The following is a 14,298-nucleotide window of genomic DNA, read 5'->3' as shown; positions in this document are numbered from 1 at the left end:
CCGATCATGCGAGGAACCTACAATCCAGCAGGCCCGATGCAGATTACTTCTCACGCAAACGTGCGGGATCCAGAGGTTCATCACGCATGAAAGATGAAAGGCACACGGAACCGGCGCCCGCTTGCAGCGTTCGTTAAGCAATCTGAAGAATCAGTAAATCGGAGCGAACAATGAAATCCCGCTTCTCCAAAGTCAACAGGGGTTTTGCGATTGCCACAGGTACTGCAGCAGCGCTCTGCGCGCTGACGGTTTCGCTAGGCGCCGAGGAGCGGGCCAACCTGCAGCTCGCGTCCGCCATGCAGACGGAGTGCGATCGCCTCGCCGGCAGCCCCTACGATCAGCAGCGCAACGGCGAATTCGCCCCGGTTGGCATTTCCGATATAGACGGCACCGCGGTCGATGCCTGCCGCATGGCCTATGACACGACCGGCAACCCGCGCTTCGCCTATCAGCTCGGCCGGGCTCTCAACAAGACCCAGCAGGCCGGCCAGGCGATGAGCGCGTATGACGTTGCGGTTAAGGCCGGATATCCCGCCGCCAAGGTCAATTTCGGCATGCTGATGGGCCGGCTCGGCGACGAGCGATCCGAATTCCAGTTCTATACGGAAGCCGCCAACAGCGGCAACGTTCTTGCCGCCTACAATCTCGGTGTCGCCTATCGCGATGGCCTCGGCACCCAGCCGGATGTCAAGCGGGCGCTCAGCTGGTTTGAAAAGGCGGCAGCGGAAGGCGACGATACCGCCGCCTTCAACATTGGCGCGATCTATGACGAAGGCCATCTGGTAGAGCAGGACGACCAGACGGCGATCGCCTGGTACGACCTCGCGGCCCAGCGCGGCAATGCCGATGCGATGATCAATCTCGGGCTGATGTACGAAGCCGGCGAAGGCATCGAAGCAAATGCTCTGAAGGCTGCCGAAATGTACGGCAAAGCTGCCGAGAAGGGCGACGTCTTCGGCGCCTACAAATTCATGCAGATGCAGGAGCTGGGTGTTGTCCCGGGCCCGAGCGCCCCCGCAACGACCGAAGGTGTCAATTCGCTGGTGCTGAAGCCGGGCGACATGGAACAGACGACCGGCAACGGCAAGGAAATCTGAAAGCTCAGATTTCTCCGGCGGACGGCCCCCATACGTCGGTCATCGCAAAGCCGTCCGACAGCGGATCGAACGGATCGAGTGCGATCTGATGCAGACCGAAGGTGAACCCGCGGCCGGTGATCGTCGGAATGATCGCCGGCTTTCCGGCGACCTCCGTTTCGGACGCCAGTCCCACCTCGAACTGGGAACCGATGATCGAGCGTGACTTGAAGACGTCCCCCACCTTTACCTTGCCGCGCGCATGAAGCGCTGCCAGATTGGCGGAATTGCCGGTGCCGCAGGGCGAACGGTCCGCCCTCCCCGGCCACATCGTCGTGCAGGTGCGCACTGTACCGTCAGCCTCCGTATTGCGGAACATCACATAAGCGACGCCTGAGATTGCCGGAATTTCCGGATGCACGACCTCGACCTGCCTGTTGATCAGGTCCTTTAGCACCATGCCCGCCTGGACGAGCGCCGCCGCATTGCCCTTCTCGATGGTCAGGTCGATCTGGCCGACATCCACCAGTCCGTAAAAGATCCCGCCATAACAAAGGTCGAGGGTAATCTCGCCCCATGACGGGGTCTGAACCTTGACATCGAGCTGATGCACGAAGGACGGCACCATGGTGAGCTTCACCTTTTCGCAACGCCCGTCGCGGCAGGTGGCGGTCGCACGCACGAGGCCGGCCGCGGTTTCCAGAATGACGACGGTTTCAGGCTCCTGCATTTCGACAATGCCGGATTCCAGAAGCGCCGTCGTCACGCAGATCGAGTTCGACCCGGAACTCGCATGCGCCTGGTCCGGCTGCAGGATGATGAAGGCGGCGTCCGCATCAGGATGCTTCGGCGGCAGCAGCAGATTGACGGAGCCGATCGGCGCTCCGCGCGGCTCGAGGCAGAGGAACCGGCGAAGCTCGTTGCCCTTGGGATCGGTGTTCAGCCAGTGAAGCTGGGCGGCAACCGTTTCGCCCGGGATCTTCGGCACGCCGCCGATTGCGACCTTGCCGATCTCACCCTCGCAATGAACGTCCAGCAGCTGGATCGTGCGCTTCCATCTCATCCCATATGCTCCCGATCAGACGTGGCGAGTTATACCGCCATCAACGCGGATGTTCTGGCCGGTGATGTATCCCGCACCATCCGAAAGGAGGAAGGCGGCTGTCTTCGCAACTTCTTCCACCTGTCCGACGCGCTTCATCGGTACCTTTTCCGCCGTCCCCGGCTTATGGTCGAGGCTGTCGATGAACCCCGGCAGGATGCAGTTCATGCGGATATTGTCGGCCGCATAGCGATCCGAATAGAGCTTTGCGAAGGCACCTGCAGCTGCACGATAAGTGCACGAAACCGGGAAGACGAGCGAGGGCTCGTAGGCGGCGAAAGTGGTGATGTTGACGAAGGCGCCCTTGCCTTGGCTCAGCATGACCGGAGTCACCAGGCGCGCCATGCGCACCAGTGACAGGATCATCATGTCCGAACCGAGCGTCCAGTCCTCGTCGCTGATATCGAGCAGGTCGCCCTTCGGCGGATGGCCGGTATGATTGACCACGGCATCGATGCGGCCATAGGTCTTCATGGTGAGGTCGAAAATCGCCTGGATGTCCTCGGCCTTTTCCGCGACGCCCCGCGAGGCGACGCCGCCGAGCTCGGCTGCCAGCTTCTCGCAGCTTTCCGAGGGCGACATCAGTGCAAGCTTGTAACCCTGAGCGTGCAGTTCGCGGGCGATCGCCTCACCCATGCCGCGCCCGCCGCCGGTAATCAGCGCGACCTTTTCCATCTCAGCCATCGGAATCTCCTCTAAGCCTTTGTCGCCTGCAAACAGGCTTCCCGAACAGATATATCAGCATCGCCGGTTTGCCTACCGTCTTCAGCGAAGCCAGAGATAACCGAGGTTGAGTTGAATTTTACCGTCGCCGTAATAATAAGGCCGGGAGAGGGATTTTGCAGGCGTTGGGGTCAATCCGAGCGTCTCGATGGAGGAAAGATCGATCGGCGGCGAGCCAGATGCCGACCCTTCGTCGGTCCAGATCGCCAGAACTGGCCCCTTCACGGCGTTAGGAGCCGGGAATCCCGCGATCGGCTGCTCCGAATTGATGACCGGCACATCGGGAAACTGTAGCCGCATGTTGCCAGCCAGGTTCATGCCGGCCGCAATGATCACCACCGGTCGACCTTCAGCTTTCAGAGCCTCGGCGACGGATGCAAACGGATAGTTGATCCGGGTGTAGCCGCCGGTGAGCCCGCCCGTCAGTGTCTTCCCCGCCAGCGGCACCAGCGTCACGAGCATGATGACGGCGAAGACGGGGACGAAGCGCCTGAGATGGGACGTGGTATCAACGCCCGCTCGTTCCAGCTTCAGAAGCAGATAAAGCGGCAAAGGCAGAAGATAGGGATCGAGCCAGCGCTCCGTAATCTTGGTCGTCCCGGTGAAAAGGATGACGAGCACGACGCCGAGCAGGCCCACCGCCATCATCAGCCCCAGAAGACGCGTCCAGCGGTCGCCTGCCTTCAGCGATTGCCTGAACTCCCTTTTAAAGGCGACCGCGAAGATGACGACCGTCAGCGCGCCGAACGCCACGCAGGCAAGCATCAGCGAGCCGAGGGCGCGTACAATACGAACGGCGCCATGCGGTATGTTCGCCTCGACCATCTTGCCGATCGTGCCAGATGTCGCGAGATCGAGGTGGCCGAGAAGCCAGAGGGCGTGCGGGAGGACGATGACCAGGCTGACGATCGCAGTCGCCAGGATGCGCGGATCAAAAAGACGGGGGCGCCATTCCCTGTCGCAGAATACGGCGATGATGGTAGCGGCGGGCAGCAGCGCGAAATTGTATTTCGAGATCGTGCCGATGCCGATCGCGACTCCAACGATGAGGTAGCCCTGCCAATCCGCCCGGACAAGGGTTCGGAAGAGCCCGTAGAGGAACAGCGCCGTCGCCATCAGCACCGCGACGGTGTGGGTCAGATCCTGCTGTGGCATGTAGGAGAGTTGCGGCAGGGTGAGCAGGCTCAACATCGCCAGCGCCGCAAAGCCGGGCCGCGTATGGAGCTCGCGGGCGGCCATGCCGAAAAACACGTAGCACAACAGCAGCATCAGGAATTTCGGCAGGGTCAGCGAGAAAAGCGAAATGCCGGTCACGCTGACAAAGGCATTCTGAACCCAGTTGTAGAAAGGCGGCTGCGGCCCGTAACCGGCCAGCCAATATTGCGAAAACAACGCCTGCTCGGCCTCGTCCAGCGTCAGCGCGTTGGGAAGCGCCAGGCGAACAGCGACGCTCAGCAAGAAATAGGCGCCGAGAAAAAGCGCCGCAGGCCCAAGGCCACCGGCCAGAAGCCCTGCCAGCCGGCCGGGCTTTTTCAACTCTTCGGAACGCACCGCGTCCACGCTCCCACGATTCATTTTCTCTTCTTCAGGAAAACCTCATGTAGCATGCACGTGACACAACCTGGAGCGCGGATCAATAGAGCCTCGTGCTCCCCGCTCGACGATCCGCCGGAAATTATCCGTTCGCTGGAGCGCGTTCGAGAAAGCTTCAGACGCGTGAAACAACGCTTTTTGAAGCGCTCATTCGGAAAACCGCCGGTTCATCCAATCAACCAGAGATGACGAGCGGGAGGTTCTCAGCGCCGTATAGGCCTCAACAAGATCCACAAGGCTGAAGCTGCGATTAAGGCCGCTCGGGTTCGGCAAAATCCACACGCCGGCACCGCAAAATCGGGAGGTCTGCGGTCCCCAGTCGACTTTACCGCCTTCGATCGCCTCGTAGGCGGCCTTGCCGAGAAACGCTATGGTCTGAGGTCGAAAGTGCTCGAGCTTGGCGCGAAACGCATCTGCGGATTTCCTGAACTCGTGATGCTGGAGTTCGGCAGCACTGCGGGTCGCGCGATTGACTGCGGCGGTAACGCCGCAGCCAAAATCGAGCAGGCGCCGGTCCTCAGCCGCCGAGATTTTCTCGGAGGTAAAGCCGGAGAGATGGAGTACAGACCAGAAGCGGTTCGACGCCGATCCGAAGTTGTGGCCGGTGACGGCCGCTTTCAGACTTGGGTTTATGCCGCAGAAGACGATCGGCAGCCCTGGGGCAAGAATGTCGAAAGACGACAGTTCCATGGCGGGTGAAAGATGTCCCTAAAAATCCCCTGGGGGTCAAAAGCCCAGATCGCTAAGGCTGGGATGGTCGTCCGGCCGCCGGCCGAGGGGCCAGTGATAGCGGCGGTCGCTCTCGCGGATGGGTGCGTCGTTGATGGAGGCGAAGCGCCGGCGCATCAGGCCGTTTTCGTCAAACTCCCAGTTCTCGTTACCATAAGAGCGAAACCAGTTGCCGCTGTCGTCGTGCCACTCGTAGGCGAAGCGTACGGCTATGCGGTTCTCGCCAAAACCCCACAGCTCCTTGATGAGCCGGTAGTCCAGCTCTCGTTGCCATTTGCGCGCGAGGAAACCGACGATCGCTTCACGCCCCTGGACGAATTCGGCGCGGTTGCGCCAAAAGCTATCGACAGTATAAGCCAGCGCCACGCGGGCCGGGTCGCGGCTGTTCCAGCCGTCTTCCGCAAGCCGGACTTTTTCGACAGCCGTTTCCAGCGTGAACGGTGGCAGTGGAGGACGTTGATCGCTCATTGGGTATCTCCAGGGGTGGCAAGGCGAGCACGCAGCTCGACGTTTTCGGATTCGAGCTGGGCAAGACGCTCCCTCAAAGGACGAACCGCTTCGTTGACTTCTCCCTCGGTGAAGCGAGGCGTGATGTGTTGCGGACAGTTCCAATCAAAACTCTCGAGCCGCAGCCGGAAAATACGCTCGATCCTGGCCCGGTAATTCGGGTCGGTGACCAGCATAGTCAGTTCAGGATCCGCGTCGAGCGCCACCTCTTCGACATGCGCGTAGATCTTCAGCCGGGCGCGATGCGCGTAGTCCATCAGGAAGAGGCTGACCCGGTCGTTCGCTGCCACATTGCCGGTGCTGATGTACTGGCGATTGCCGCGGTAATCGGCAAAAGCCAATGTGCGGTCATCGATCACCTTCAGGAAACCGCTCGGACCGCCCCGATGCTGGACATAGGGCCAGCCGGTTTCCGAAACCGACGCCATGTAGAAGCTGTCGCGGGCGGCGATAAAGGCCGCTTCGTTTTCCGTCAGTCGATCGAAGTCGCGATCGCCGTTGAAGTTCTGCCAGATGTGGTCGACGCCCATCGCTTTCTGTGCGGCCCGGACGCTGGGGGTTATGGCAATATCGAGAAAGCCATAGGACATGATGGACCTCCTTCAGGTCAGGAGCCGCGACCGGCGAGTTGGTGGAGACAATGCCTCTTTTCACAAATCTGCAGAATAGAGTAATATTGGAACTCATCTTACCAAAAAATGGAAAAGCGGATGGATCGCTTCGAAGCCATGTCAATGCTGCTGGAGGTGGTGGACAAGGGTAGCCTGTCTGCCGCAGGCCGGGCGCTCCGAGTTCCCGTGCCGACGCTCAGCCGGAAGATCTCCGAACTCGAGGCGTCGCTCGGTGCGCGCCTGCTGATCCGTACGACCCGCAAACTAACCCTGACCGACGCGGGCGCCACCTATGTGGCGGCCGCGAGGCGTATTCTCGAGCAGGTCGAGGATGCCGAACGCGAGGCAGCCGGCGAGTTCACCGCGCCGAAGGGTGAACTGGTCATCACTGCCCCGGTCATGTTCGGCCGGCTGCATGTCCTGCCCATCGTCATCGACTTCCTGGCGCTGTTCCCCGAGATCAACATCCGCCTGCTGCTCGCCGATCGCAACGTCCATCTCGTCGACGACCATGTCGATATGGCCGTCCGGATCGGGCAGTTGCCGGACAGCGCATTGGTCGCGACGCGGATCGGATCGATGCGGATGGTCACCTGCGCCAGCCCGGCCCTGCTGGCGGTCGATGGCGTTCCGCAGACACCCGAGGACCTTCGACGGATGCCATGGGTGACGTTCGAAGGGCCAATCCCATCGCCAATTCGGCACATGTTGTCGGCGGGATCAGGCACGACCGCTGGGATGATCGCTGCACCCCGCCTTTCGGTCTCGACTGCCGAGGCCGCCGCGGAGGCCGCGATGCGCAATGTCGGGGTGACGCGGCTGCTCCACTACCAAGTGGAAGACGCGATCAAAGCCGGTGCGCTCCGGATCATCCTGGAATCATTCGAGCCAGAGCCGGCCCCCATCCATCTCATCCACGCCGCGCGTGGCCAGATGCCGCTCAAGATGCGCAGCTTCCTGGATTTCGCGACACCGAGGCTGCGCCAGGCACTCGGCAGGATCAGCTCCGCCACTTGAGGCATTGCATGACTGCGATCGAAAGCCGCGAAACATGGTCGCCGGTTCAATACTTTGAGGAAGATTGCTTCGGGCCGCCAGACCATGAAAGGACGCCTGTAGCGTCGTCTAGCGAAAAAATATGGCGCACCCGGAGCGATTCGAACGCCCGACCCCCAGATTCGTAGTCTGGTGCTCTATCCAGCTGAGCTACGGGTGCGGCTGCAAGCAGTGCGTGACCGCTTGCGTGGCGATCCTCTAAAACGTCCGCATTCCGATTGCAAGCGATTTTACCGCAGGCAACGTCATTTTGCTGTCACTTCTCGCTCAAACCGTTGAGAAGCAACATTTATTTGCATCAGGCCCGAACCCGGTAGTCCTCCAGCGACACCGGACGATCGGGAATTTCTATCCTGAACTGCGTGCCGGGTCCTGGTTTTTCGACAAGCGCGATCGTGCCGCCATGGGCCAGGACAAGCTCGCGGGCGATAACCAGGCCAAGGCCTGTGCCGCCCGACCGCGCCGAACCGCGGAACGCAGAAAACAGGTTCTCGCGGGCCTTTCGCGGCATGCCCGGGCCGGTGTCGTCAATGGTAATGCTGACGACGCTGCCCACCCGGTGCGCGGAGACCGTTACCCGGCGAACCATGGACGCATCCTGCGGATCGAAATTCACCAGCGCCTGGACGGCGTTCCGGCAGAGATTATGGATGACGCGGAAAATCTGCTCGCTATCGCAATCCACCTCCAGATCAGCGGCGATCTGGTCCAGGAACTCGATGCCTATTTCCGGATCGATCGCCAGCATGTCGCGCACGTCCTGGGCCAACGCGGCAAAGCGGATGCGGCGGCGGCGGGGTGCTGCTTCGGAGGCCTGCCCATAGGCCAGGACTTCGCTCGTATAACCTACCGCCCGGTCTATGGTGCGCAACAGTTTAGGGGCGAAACTCCTCACCATCGGATCGTCGACGTCCGTCAGGCGGTCCGACATCAGCTGCGCCGATGCCAGGATGTTGCGCATATCATGGTTGATCTTGGACACGGCGAGGCCAAGATCGGCTAGGTTCTTCTGCTGTTTCAGGATGCGCTGCAATTGCGCCTGCATGGCGGTGAGGTGACGGCCTGCGACGGCAAGTTCGCCCCGGGAGCGATCGGCGCTAAAGACGCGGGCGGGATCGTCCGGCTGTTCCGAGAAAAGCTGCATGCTATGGGTGAGCCGCCGGATCGGCATGATCATCATGCGGTTGATGGCGAGGAAGATCAGCACCGCGGTGATCAGGGAGATCAATAGCGACAGCAGAAACATCGTCTTCGAATATTTCAGCATGTCCTTGCGCAGGGCGTCATCGGTCATGACCAGTTCGATGATCATGTCGCTGTCGCCGATCGGACCATAGACGCGCATGACCCGGCGACCGCCGAAGACGAGCGTGTCGACTGCATCGCACATTGCGGAGACCAACGGGGTGTTGGCGAGATCGAACACCTGATCGATCTGGGGCTGCGTGTCCGTGGCAGCCAGCAGCCGCGAGGTGCCGTCCTTGCGCAGCGCGATCACCTTCGTGCCGGTCGCGAGCAGCGTGTCGTCCTGCACGGCGCGGGGAAGCTCGGCGGGCTGCAGTCCGTCGATGACGATGCCGGCGGCGGCGGCGGTATCCAGACGATCACGCAGCCAGTTCATCCGCATGGTTGCGACGGAGGGGACGAAGATCAGCACTTCGGCCATCATCACGAAAATGACGGTGAGCCACAAAAGCCTGCCGGAAAGGCCGCGGAAAAGACGCGGCATCGTTTCCGGACCTGCGCCTTCCGGCGAGGACCCCGAGCGCCCCGAGGTATGAACCTCGTCGTCCATGCGGATCTCCATTTCCGAAATACTGGACCCGCCGGATCGGAGCAGGCACAGGGATGATCAGCCATTCTAGGGCTTCAGCGGTTTTTTACCAGCCCCTTTGCCGCAGTGCAAAAGAGAAAGCGGAGAGGGTTGCCCATCTCCGCTTCCTTATTCGGTTGCTAGGTGAAACTGGATCAGAATTCTTCCCAATCCCCGGCAACGGCTGCCGTTGCGGTGGCCGTTCCGCCGAAAGCCCGCGAGAGTGCGCCAGTCATCGCCTTCACCGGAGAAACGCGCGGCCGATGAACCGCAGCCGCCGCGACGGGCCGCGGGGCCCTGACCGGTTCGGCGACGCGCTCGCTCTCCTGGCCGATGTCGAAATTGGAGACCAGCGCAAACAGACTGTCGGCCTCGGAAGAAAGGGTCTGGGTCGCGGCCGACGTCTCTTCGACCATGGCGGCGTTCTGCTGGGTCACCTGGTCCATCTGGTTGACGGCGCTGCTGACCTCACCGAGCCCGGTCGCCTGCTCGCGGGAGGCGACGGCGATCGAGTGGATATGGTCGTTGATGCTCAAAACGCGGGTTTCGATTTCCGACAGCGCTTCGCCGGTCTTCTGGACCAGCATCACGCCTCCGGCGACTTCCTCGCCGGATTTGCTGATCAGCGCCTTGATGTCCTTTGCGGCACTTGCCGAGCGCTGGGCGAGTTCGCGAACCTCCTGGGCAACAACGGCAAAACCTTTGCCGGCTTCGCCTGCGCGGGCTGCCTCGACGCCGGCGTTCAGAGCCAGAAGATTGGTCTGGAAGGCGATCTCGTCGATGACGTTGGTGATCTGCGCGATCTCGCGGGAGGCCTGCTCGATGCGGCCCATAGCGTCGACGGCACTGCGCACCACCTCGCCCGACTGGACCGCGCTCTGCTTGGCCTCGCCGACCATGACGGTTGCCTCGTGTGCCCGCTCGGTCGAACTCTTGACGACGGCGGTGATCTGCGCGAGCGCGGCTGAAGTTTCCTCCAGCGCGGCGGCCTGCTGTTCGGTGCGGCGAGACAGATCGTTGGTCGCCCGGCTCAGCTCGGCGGCGCTCCCGTTGATAGAGCCCGTGGCGGTGCGGACATTGCGCATCGTGCCACGCAGCGTATCCATGGTGCCGTTGACATTGTGCTGCAGCTCGGCAAATGCACCCTTGAACGTGCCCCGCATGCTGTCGGTGAGGTCGCCGTCGGCAAGGCTTTTTACGACGCGCCGGGTTTCGGACACCCCGGCATCGACGCTCTCAACGAGCATGTCGACGTCACGGGCGAAACGGTCGAGGCTCTCCTCGCCCCATTGCTTGTCAATACGACGGGTGAAATCTCCGTCCGCGGCGGCCGCGACGACGGCCGCCATGCGCGCCTGCAGATCGTCGCTCTTGCCGCGCATGGTCGCTTCGGACGCATTCATGCGCGCGACCTCGATGCCGTTCTTGCGGAAGATCTCGATCGCGGCGGCCATATCGCCAATCTCGTCGGCGCGATCCGCCCCGCCGACGACCGTATCGAATTCGCCGGCAGCAATGTGTTTCATGGACCGGGTCAGATCCGTGATCGGATGGCTGAGTTGGCGGCGTCCCAGGTAAAGGCCAAAACCGGCACCGGTGGCTACGCCTGCCAGGGTAACTGCGGAGACGAGTATAAAAAGGGTCTGCGTGAAGTTGTTGAGTTCTTCATTAACGGCGGCGAGAACGGCCTTGTCGGTGGCGACGATCGCATCGATCTCGACCTGGTAAGCTTTACGGTTGTTTCGGTTGGCGTCGTTATTGCCCTGCTCGTTGGCCGCAGCCGGGCTCACCTCCCGACCAAGGCGGGCTGTCTCGGTCCGAAAGCCGGTGAACTCCTTGGAACGAGCGAGCAGTTTGTCGAATGCGACGCGTTCATCGGCAGGGACGATCTTGTCCCAATCCTTGAGAAGCTTGCCCATCTCATCCAGGTAACCGAGGATACCGTCGCCGAATTTTCCGCCCTCCTTGATGTCCTTCGACATGTAGACGCCTCGGGAGTCCATCACGACGGCCGTGACGAGCCGGTTAAGGTGCTCGCCCTTGTGGGCGCGGTCTGCGGCCAGTTCATATTGAACCATCATCTGCCGATATTCCGCCATGGCAAACAGCGCCATTCCGCCAATAAAGCAGGCCACGAGGCTCATCAGACCGACGAGGAGGTTGATTTTCCCTCGAATTCTCATTTCTTTCCCTTCCAACGCGACTTATCGTGTGAGGAAGGGCTGGCTCGTAACCAGCTTCTCTTCCATTCAATGCTAAAATTAGCCTTTAGAAATTAAAGAAACGCTTAGAGAAAAAGGTATCTGCGCAGCCTTGGAGGGCATGATTTCTCCCGGCGCTCTCAACGGTTGAGAGATTTGACGTTTGATAGGGAAGATGCCTCACATCTTATATTTCTTACCCCTCAATTCATGGGGGAAATATTAGCGCAGCCGCACTGCAATGTCGCAGCGGGGCGCTTTGATAGAAGATCAACCGGCTCTCGGCTTACGAGCAAAAAAGCCCGGCAGCGATTGACTTTTCCGGCGGAGTCCTCTTATAAGCCGCCCACGTTCAGCTCCGGCGGGCTTGCACGCATGCGGCCGCCTGCGCAGATCGTTTTTCCGAAGCGCTCTTGCCGTCGTGATGACGGCAAACTCCAAGAAGGGCCGCACACCGCGGTATTAAAATAAATGAAGCGTACCTATCAACCGTCCAAGCTTGTTCGCAAGCGCCGCCACGGATTCCGCACCCGTATGGCCACCAAAGGTGGTCGTCTGGTTCTCTCCGCACGTCGCGCCCGTGGCCGCAAGCGTCTCTCGGCCTAAGGCCTGAGATGCCCGAGACGACCGGGCGATGACGACTGAGACAAAGAACGAGAAAACTGTCGGGCGGCTTAAAAGCCGGCCGCAGTTCCTTGCCGTCCGGGAAGGCGAAGCCCGCCGGGGCCGGAACTTCCTTCTGGAAGTCCTTGATCGGAACCAGCCGGACGAAGCGCCGCGCGTCGGTTTCACCGTTACCAAGAAACATGGCAACGCGGTCGAACGCAACCGCATGCGCCGCCGCCTCCGCGAGGTGGTGAGGCAATCTGCCGGATTTGCAATGAAGAACGGACACGACTATGTGATTGTCGCGCGGCGGGAGGTGCTTAAGGCCCCCTTTGCGGATATGACGGCTCAGCTTATCGAGCGTATCGAAAGCAAGCCGAGACCAAAGCGGTCCGAGGAGACCCGTTCCAGGAAAGCATGATGGAAAAGAACCGCAATTACTTCATCGCGATCGCGCTCTCGGTGCTGATCGTTCTTGCCTGGCAGTTCCTCTATATGAACCCGAGGATGGAAGCCCAGCGGCGCGCCGAAGAAGCCAGCCGTGCGCTTCAGGGCGAGAGCGCCCAGCCTGTTTCGCCGGAAAGCCCCGGCGCTCAGAGTGGTTCCGGCGTACTGGGGAACCTGCCTGGCGCGAACCCGGCAACTGCAGCACTCTCCCGCGATCAGGCGCTGGCCCGGTCGCAACGCGTACAGATCGAGACGCCTGCTCTGATCGGCTCCATCAACCTGACCGGCGCCCGTTTCGACGACCTCAAGCTGCGTGAATATCGTGAAACCGTCGACGAAAAGAGCCCGATCATCACGCTGTTCTCGCCATCCGACACGACGGATGGCTATTTCACGGAAGTCGGGTATATCCCGAATGAAACGATCGGCACGGCTCCCGGTACCGGCACGCAGTGGACGCTCGCAAGCGGCGGCAAGCTGACACAGCAGACCCCGGTGACGCTGACCTTCACCAACGAGAAGGGCGTCACCTTCACGCGCACCGTCTCGGTCGACGACCATTACATGCTGACCGTTGCCGACAAGATCGACAACAAGACCGCCGCCCCGGTGACGCTGACGCCTTATGGCCGCGTCATCCGCAACAACAAGCCGGCTACGCCTGCCGTCTGGGTCATCCACGAAGGCTTCATCGGTGTGATGGGCGAGAGCGGCAGCCTCAACGAGCATACCTACGCCAATATCGAAAAAGAGCAGTACACCAACGAGAAGGCCAAGACCGGCTGGCTCGGGATCACCGACAAGTACTGGGCTGCCACCATCGTGCCACCGCAGACGCTGCCCTATGTGGCGCGCTTCTCGCATTTCACCGGCGGTCAGGCGAGCTATCAGGCTGACTACAAGGGCGATGACCTGACGGTTCAGCCGGGCCAGTCGACCGAGATCAAGAACCTCGTCTTCGCTGGCGCCAAGGAAGTGCCGCTGGTCTCGCGCTACGAGACGGAATTCGGCGTTCCGCAGTTCAACCGCCTGATAGACTGGGGATGGTTCTACTTCATCACCAAGCCGATGTTCCAACTGATGGACTTCTTCTTCCGTCACGTGGGCAATTTCGGCGTGGCGATCCTGCTTACCACCATCGTCGTCAAGACGCTGTTCTTCCCGCTGGCCAGCAAGCAATACGCTTCGATGGCCAACATGAAGCGCATGCAGCCGAAGATGGAAGAGCTGAAAGCCAAGTTCGGCGACGACCGAATGGCCCTGCAACAGGCGACGATGGCGCTTTACAAGGAAGAAAAGATCAACCCGATCGCCGGCTGCTGGCCGGTCGTCCTGCAGATTCCGATCTTCTTTTCGCTCTACAAGGTCATCTACGTCACCATCGAAATGCGGCACGCGCCGTTCTTCGGGTGGATCCAGGACCTGTCCGCCCCCGACCCGACCTCGCTTTTCAATCTCTTCGGCCTGCTGCCCTACGACGTGCCGCATGCCTTGATGATCGGCGTGTGGCCGCTCGTCATGGGCGTTACCATGTTCCTGCAGATGCGCATGAACCCGACGCCGCCGGATCCGACCCAGGCAATGATCTTCACCTGGATGCCGCTGGTGTTCACCTTCATGCTGTCGTCCTTCCCGGCAGGTCTCGTCATCTACTGGGCCTGGAACAACACGCTGTCGGTGACGCAACAGGCAATCATCATGAAGCGCCATGGTGCGAAGGTGGAGCTGTTCGACAATCTGAAGGGCCTCTTCCGACGAAAACCGGCGCCGACAAAATAGCGCCTGCCGATAAGCGAATGAGAACCCCGGCTCGTCCGGGGTTTTTCTTTTAGGG

The 14,298-nt window shown here is 61.0% G+C and carries 13 protein-coding genes and 1 tRNA gene; 5 read left to right on the top strand and 9 right to left on the bottom strand.

Annotated features, from left to right (window positions below):
- The first annotated feature begins 170 nt into the window (after nucleotides 1-170).
- Nucleotides 171-1,097, top strand: a complete 927-nt coding sequence (locus RG540_RS31000; RefSeq protein ID WP_051909198.1) for a tetratricopeptide repeat protein — start codon at nucleotides 171-173, stop codon at nucleotides 1,095-1,097.
- 4 nt (nucleotides 1,098-1,101) lie between these two features.
- On the opposite strand, the gene RG540_RS00395 is transcribed toward RG540_RS31000, so the two are convergent.
- From RG540_RS00395 to RG540_RS00370, 6 genes are all read right to left on the bottom strand, one after another.
- Complete coding sequence (locus RG540_RS00395; protein WP_038583469.1) at nucleotides 1,102-2,139, bottom strand: 4-hydroxyproline epimerase; 1,038 nt, start codon at nucleotides 2,137-2,139, stop codon at nucleotides 1,102-1,104.
- A gap of 15 nt (nucleotides 2,140-2,154) precedes the next feature.
- Entirely contained in the window at nucleotides 2,155-2,862 is a 708-nt protein-coding gene (locus RG540_RS00390) for an SDR family oxidoreductase (RefSeq protein WP_038583467.1), read from the bottom strand.
- Between the two features lie 81 nt (nucleotides 2,863-2,943).
- Nucleotides 2,944-4,476, bottom strand: coding sequence for an ArnT family glycosyltransferase (locus RG540_RS00385; protein ID WP_080724832.1), 1,533 nt, complete (start codon nucleotides 4,474-4,476; stop codon nucleotides 2,944-2,946).
- 165 nt (nucleotides 4,477-4,641) lie between these two features.
- Nucleotides 4,642-5,184: a G/U mismatch-specific DNA glycosylase gene (gene mug / locus RG540_RS00380; RefSeq protein WP_038583465.1), complete on the bottom strand. Its 543-nt coding sequence runs from the start codon at nucleotides 5,182-5,184 to the stop codon at nucleotides 4,642-4,644.
- Between the two features lie 36 nt (nucleotides 5,185-5,220).
- Nucleotides 5,221-5,691 carry a nuclear transport factor 2 family protein gene (locus tag RG540_RS00375; RefSeq protein ID WP_038583462.1) on the bottom strand — a complete coding sequence of 157 codons (471 nt, stop codon included), beginning with the start codon at nucleotides 5,689-5,691 and terminating at the stop codon, nucleotides 5,221-5,223.
- On the bottom strand, nucleotides 5,688-6,320 hold the full coding sequence (locus tag RG540_RS00370) for a pyridoxamine 5'-phosphate oxidase family protein (protein WP_038583459.1): 633 nt from the start codon (nucleotides 6,318-6,320) through the stop codon (nucleotides 5,688-5,690). The genes RG540_RS00375 and RG540_RS00370 overlap by 4 nt, the downstream gene beginning before the upstream one ends.
- A gap of 120 nt (nucleotides 6,321-6,440) precedes the next feature.
- On the opposite strand from RG540_RS00370, the gene RG540_RS00365 reads away from it, so the two are divergent.
- The gene (locus RG540_RS00365) at nucleotides 6,441-7,358 is read left to right on the top strand and encodes a LysR family transcriptional regulator (protein ID WP_038583457.1); all 918 of its coding nucleotides are present in this window, start codon (nucleotides 6,441-6,443) and stop codon (nucleotides 7,356-7,358) included.
- 122 nt (nucleotides 7,359-7,480) lie between these two features.
- Here the strand turns inward: RG540_RS00365 and RG540_RS00360 are convergent.
- The 3 genes from RG540_RS00360 to RG540_RS00350 all read right to left on the bottom strand — a co-directional run bounded on the left by RG540_RS00360 (nucleotide 7,481) and on the right by RG540_RS00350 (nucleotide 11,393).
- Nucleotides 7,481-7,557 (bottom strand) — tRNA-Arg (locus RG540_RS00360).
- A 138-nt stretch (nucleotides 7,558-7,695) separates the two neighbouring features.
- Nucleotides 7,696-9,192 (bottom strand): sensor histidine kinase, encoded by a 1,497-nt coding sequence (locus RG540_RS00355; RefSeq protein WP_174479273.1) that lies wholly within the window; start codon nucleotides 9,190-9,192, stop codon nucleotides 7,696-7,698.
- Between the two features lie 173 nt (nucleotides 9,193-9,365).
- Nucleotides 9,366-11,393: a methyl-accepting chemotaxis protein gene (locus RG540_RS00350; protein ID WP_038583451.1), complete on the bottom strand. Its 2,028-nt coding sequence runs from the start codon at nucleotides 11,391-11,393 to the stop codon at nucleotides 9,366-9,368.
- A gap of 489 nt (nucleotides 11,394-11,882) precedes the next feature.
- On the opposite strand from RG540_RS00350, the gene rpmH reads away from it, so the two are divergent.
- The 3 genes from rpmH to yidC are packed head-to-tail and all read left to right on the top strand — an operon-like array spanning nucleotide 11,883 to nucleotide 14,243.
- Complete coding sequence (rpmH, locus tag RG540_RS31470; RefSeq protein ID WP_080719113.1) at nucleotides 11,883-12,017, top strand: 50S ribosomal protein L34; 135 nt, start codon at nucleotides 11,883-11,885, stop codon at nucleotides 12,015-12,017.
- Nucleotides 12,018-12,045: 28 nt separating this feature from the next.
- Complete coding sequence (rnpA, locus tag RG540_RS00345) at nucleotides 12,046-12,438, top strand: ribonuclease P protein component (protein WP_038539293.1); 393 nt, start codon at nucleotides 12,046-12,048, stop codon at nucleotides 12,436-12,438.
- Nucleotides 12,438-14,243 (top strand): membrane protein insertase YidC, encoded by a 1,806-nt coding sequence (gene yidC / locus RG540_RS00340; RefSeq protein WP_038539288.1) that lies wholly within the window; start codon nucleotides 12,438-12,440, stop codon nucleotides 14,241-14,243. Before rnpA ends, yidC begins: the two co-directional genes overlap by 1 nt.
- The last annotated feature ends 55 nt before the right edge of the window (nucleotides 14,244-14,298 follow it).

It is taken from the genome of Neorhizobium galegae bv. orientalis str. HAMBI 540 (assembly GCF_000731315.1).
In the GTDB taxonomy this organism is placed as follows: Bacteria; Pseudomonadota; Alphaproteobacteria; order Rhizobiales; family Rhizobiaceae; genus Neorhizobium; species Neorhizobium galegae.
This window is presented reverse-complemented; position numbering and strand designations above follow the sequence as displayed.

Coding starts and splice junctions, on each gene's coding strand:
- RG540_RS00375 (WP_038583462.1), bottom strand. CDS start 5,691: ATGAGCGATCAACGTCCTCCACTGCCACCGTTCACGCTGGAAACGGCT.
- RG540_RS00385 (WP_080724832.1), bottom strand. CDS start 4,476: ATGAATCGTGGGAGCGTGGACGCGGTGCGTTCCGAAGAGTTGAAAAAG.
- rnpA (WP_038539293.1), top strand. CDS start 12,046: ATGACGACTGAGACAAAGAACGAGAAAACTGTCGGGCGGCTTAAAAGC.
- yidC (WP_038539288.1), top strand. CDS start 12,438: ATGGAAAAGAACCGCAATTACTTCATCGCGATCGCGCTCTCGGTGCTG.
- RG540_RS31000 (WP_051909198.1), top strand. CDS start 171: ATGAAATCCCGCTTCTCCAAAGTCAACAGGGGTTTTGCGATTGCCACA.
- RG540_RS00390 (WP_038583467.1), bottom strand. CDS start 2,862: ATGGCTGAGATGGAAAAGGTCGCGCTGATTACCGGCGGCGGGCGCGGC.
- RG540_RS00350 (WP_038583451.1), bottom strand. CDS start 11,393: ATGAGAATTCGAGGGAAAATCAACCTCCTCGTCGGTCTGATGAGCCTC.
- RG540_RS00395 (WP_038583469.1), bottom strand. CDS start 2,139: ATGAGATGGAAGCGCACGATCCAGCTGCTGGACGTTCATTGCGAGGGT.
- RG540_RS00355 (WP_174479273.1), bottom strand. CDS start 9,192: ATGGACGACGAGGTTCATACCTCGGGGCGCTCGGGGTCCTCGCCGGAA.
- rpmH (WP_080719113.1), top strand. CDS start 11,883: ATGAAGCGTACCTATCAACCGTCCAAGCTTGTTCGCAAGCGCCGCCAC.
- mug (WP_038583465.1), bottom strand. CDS start 5,184: ATGGAACTGTCGTCTTTCGACATTCTTGCCCCAGGGCTGCCGATCGTC.
- RG540_RS00365 (WP_038583457.1), top strand. CDS start 6,441: ATGGATCGCTTCGAAGCCATGTCAATGCTGCTGGAGGTGGTGGACAAG.
- RG540_RS00370 (WP_038583459.1), bottom strand. CDS start 6,320: ATGTCCTATGGCTTTCTCGATATTGCCATAACCCCCAGCGTCCGGGCC.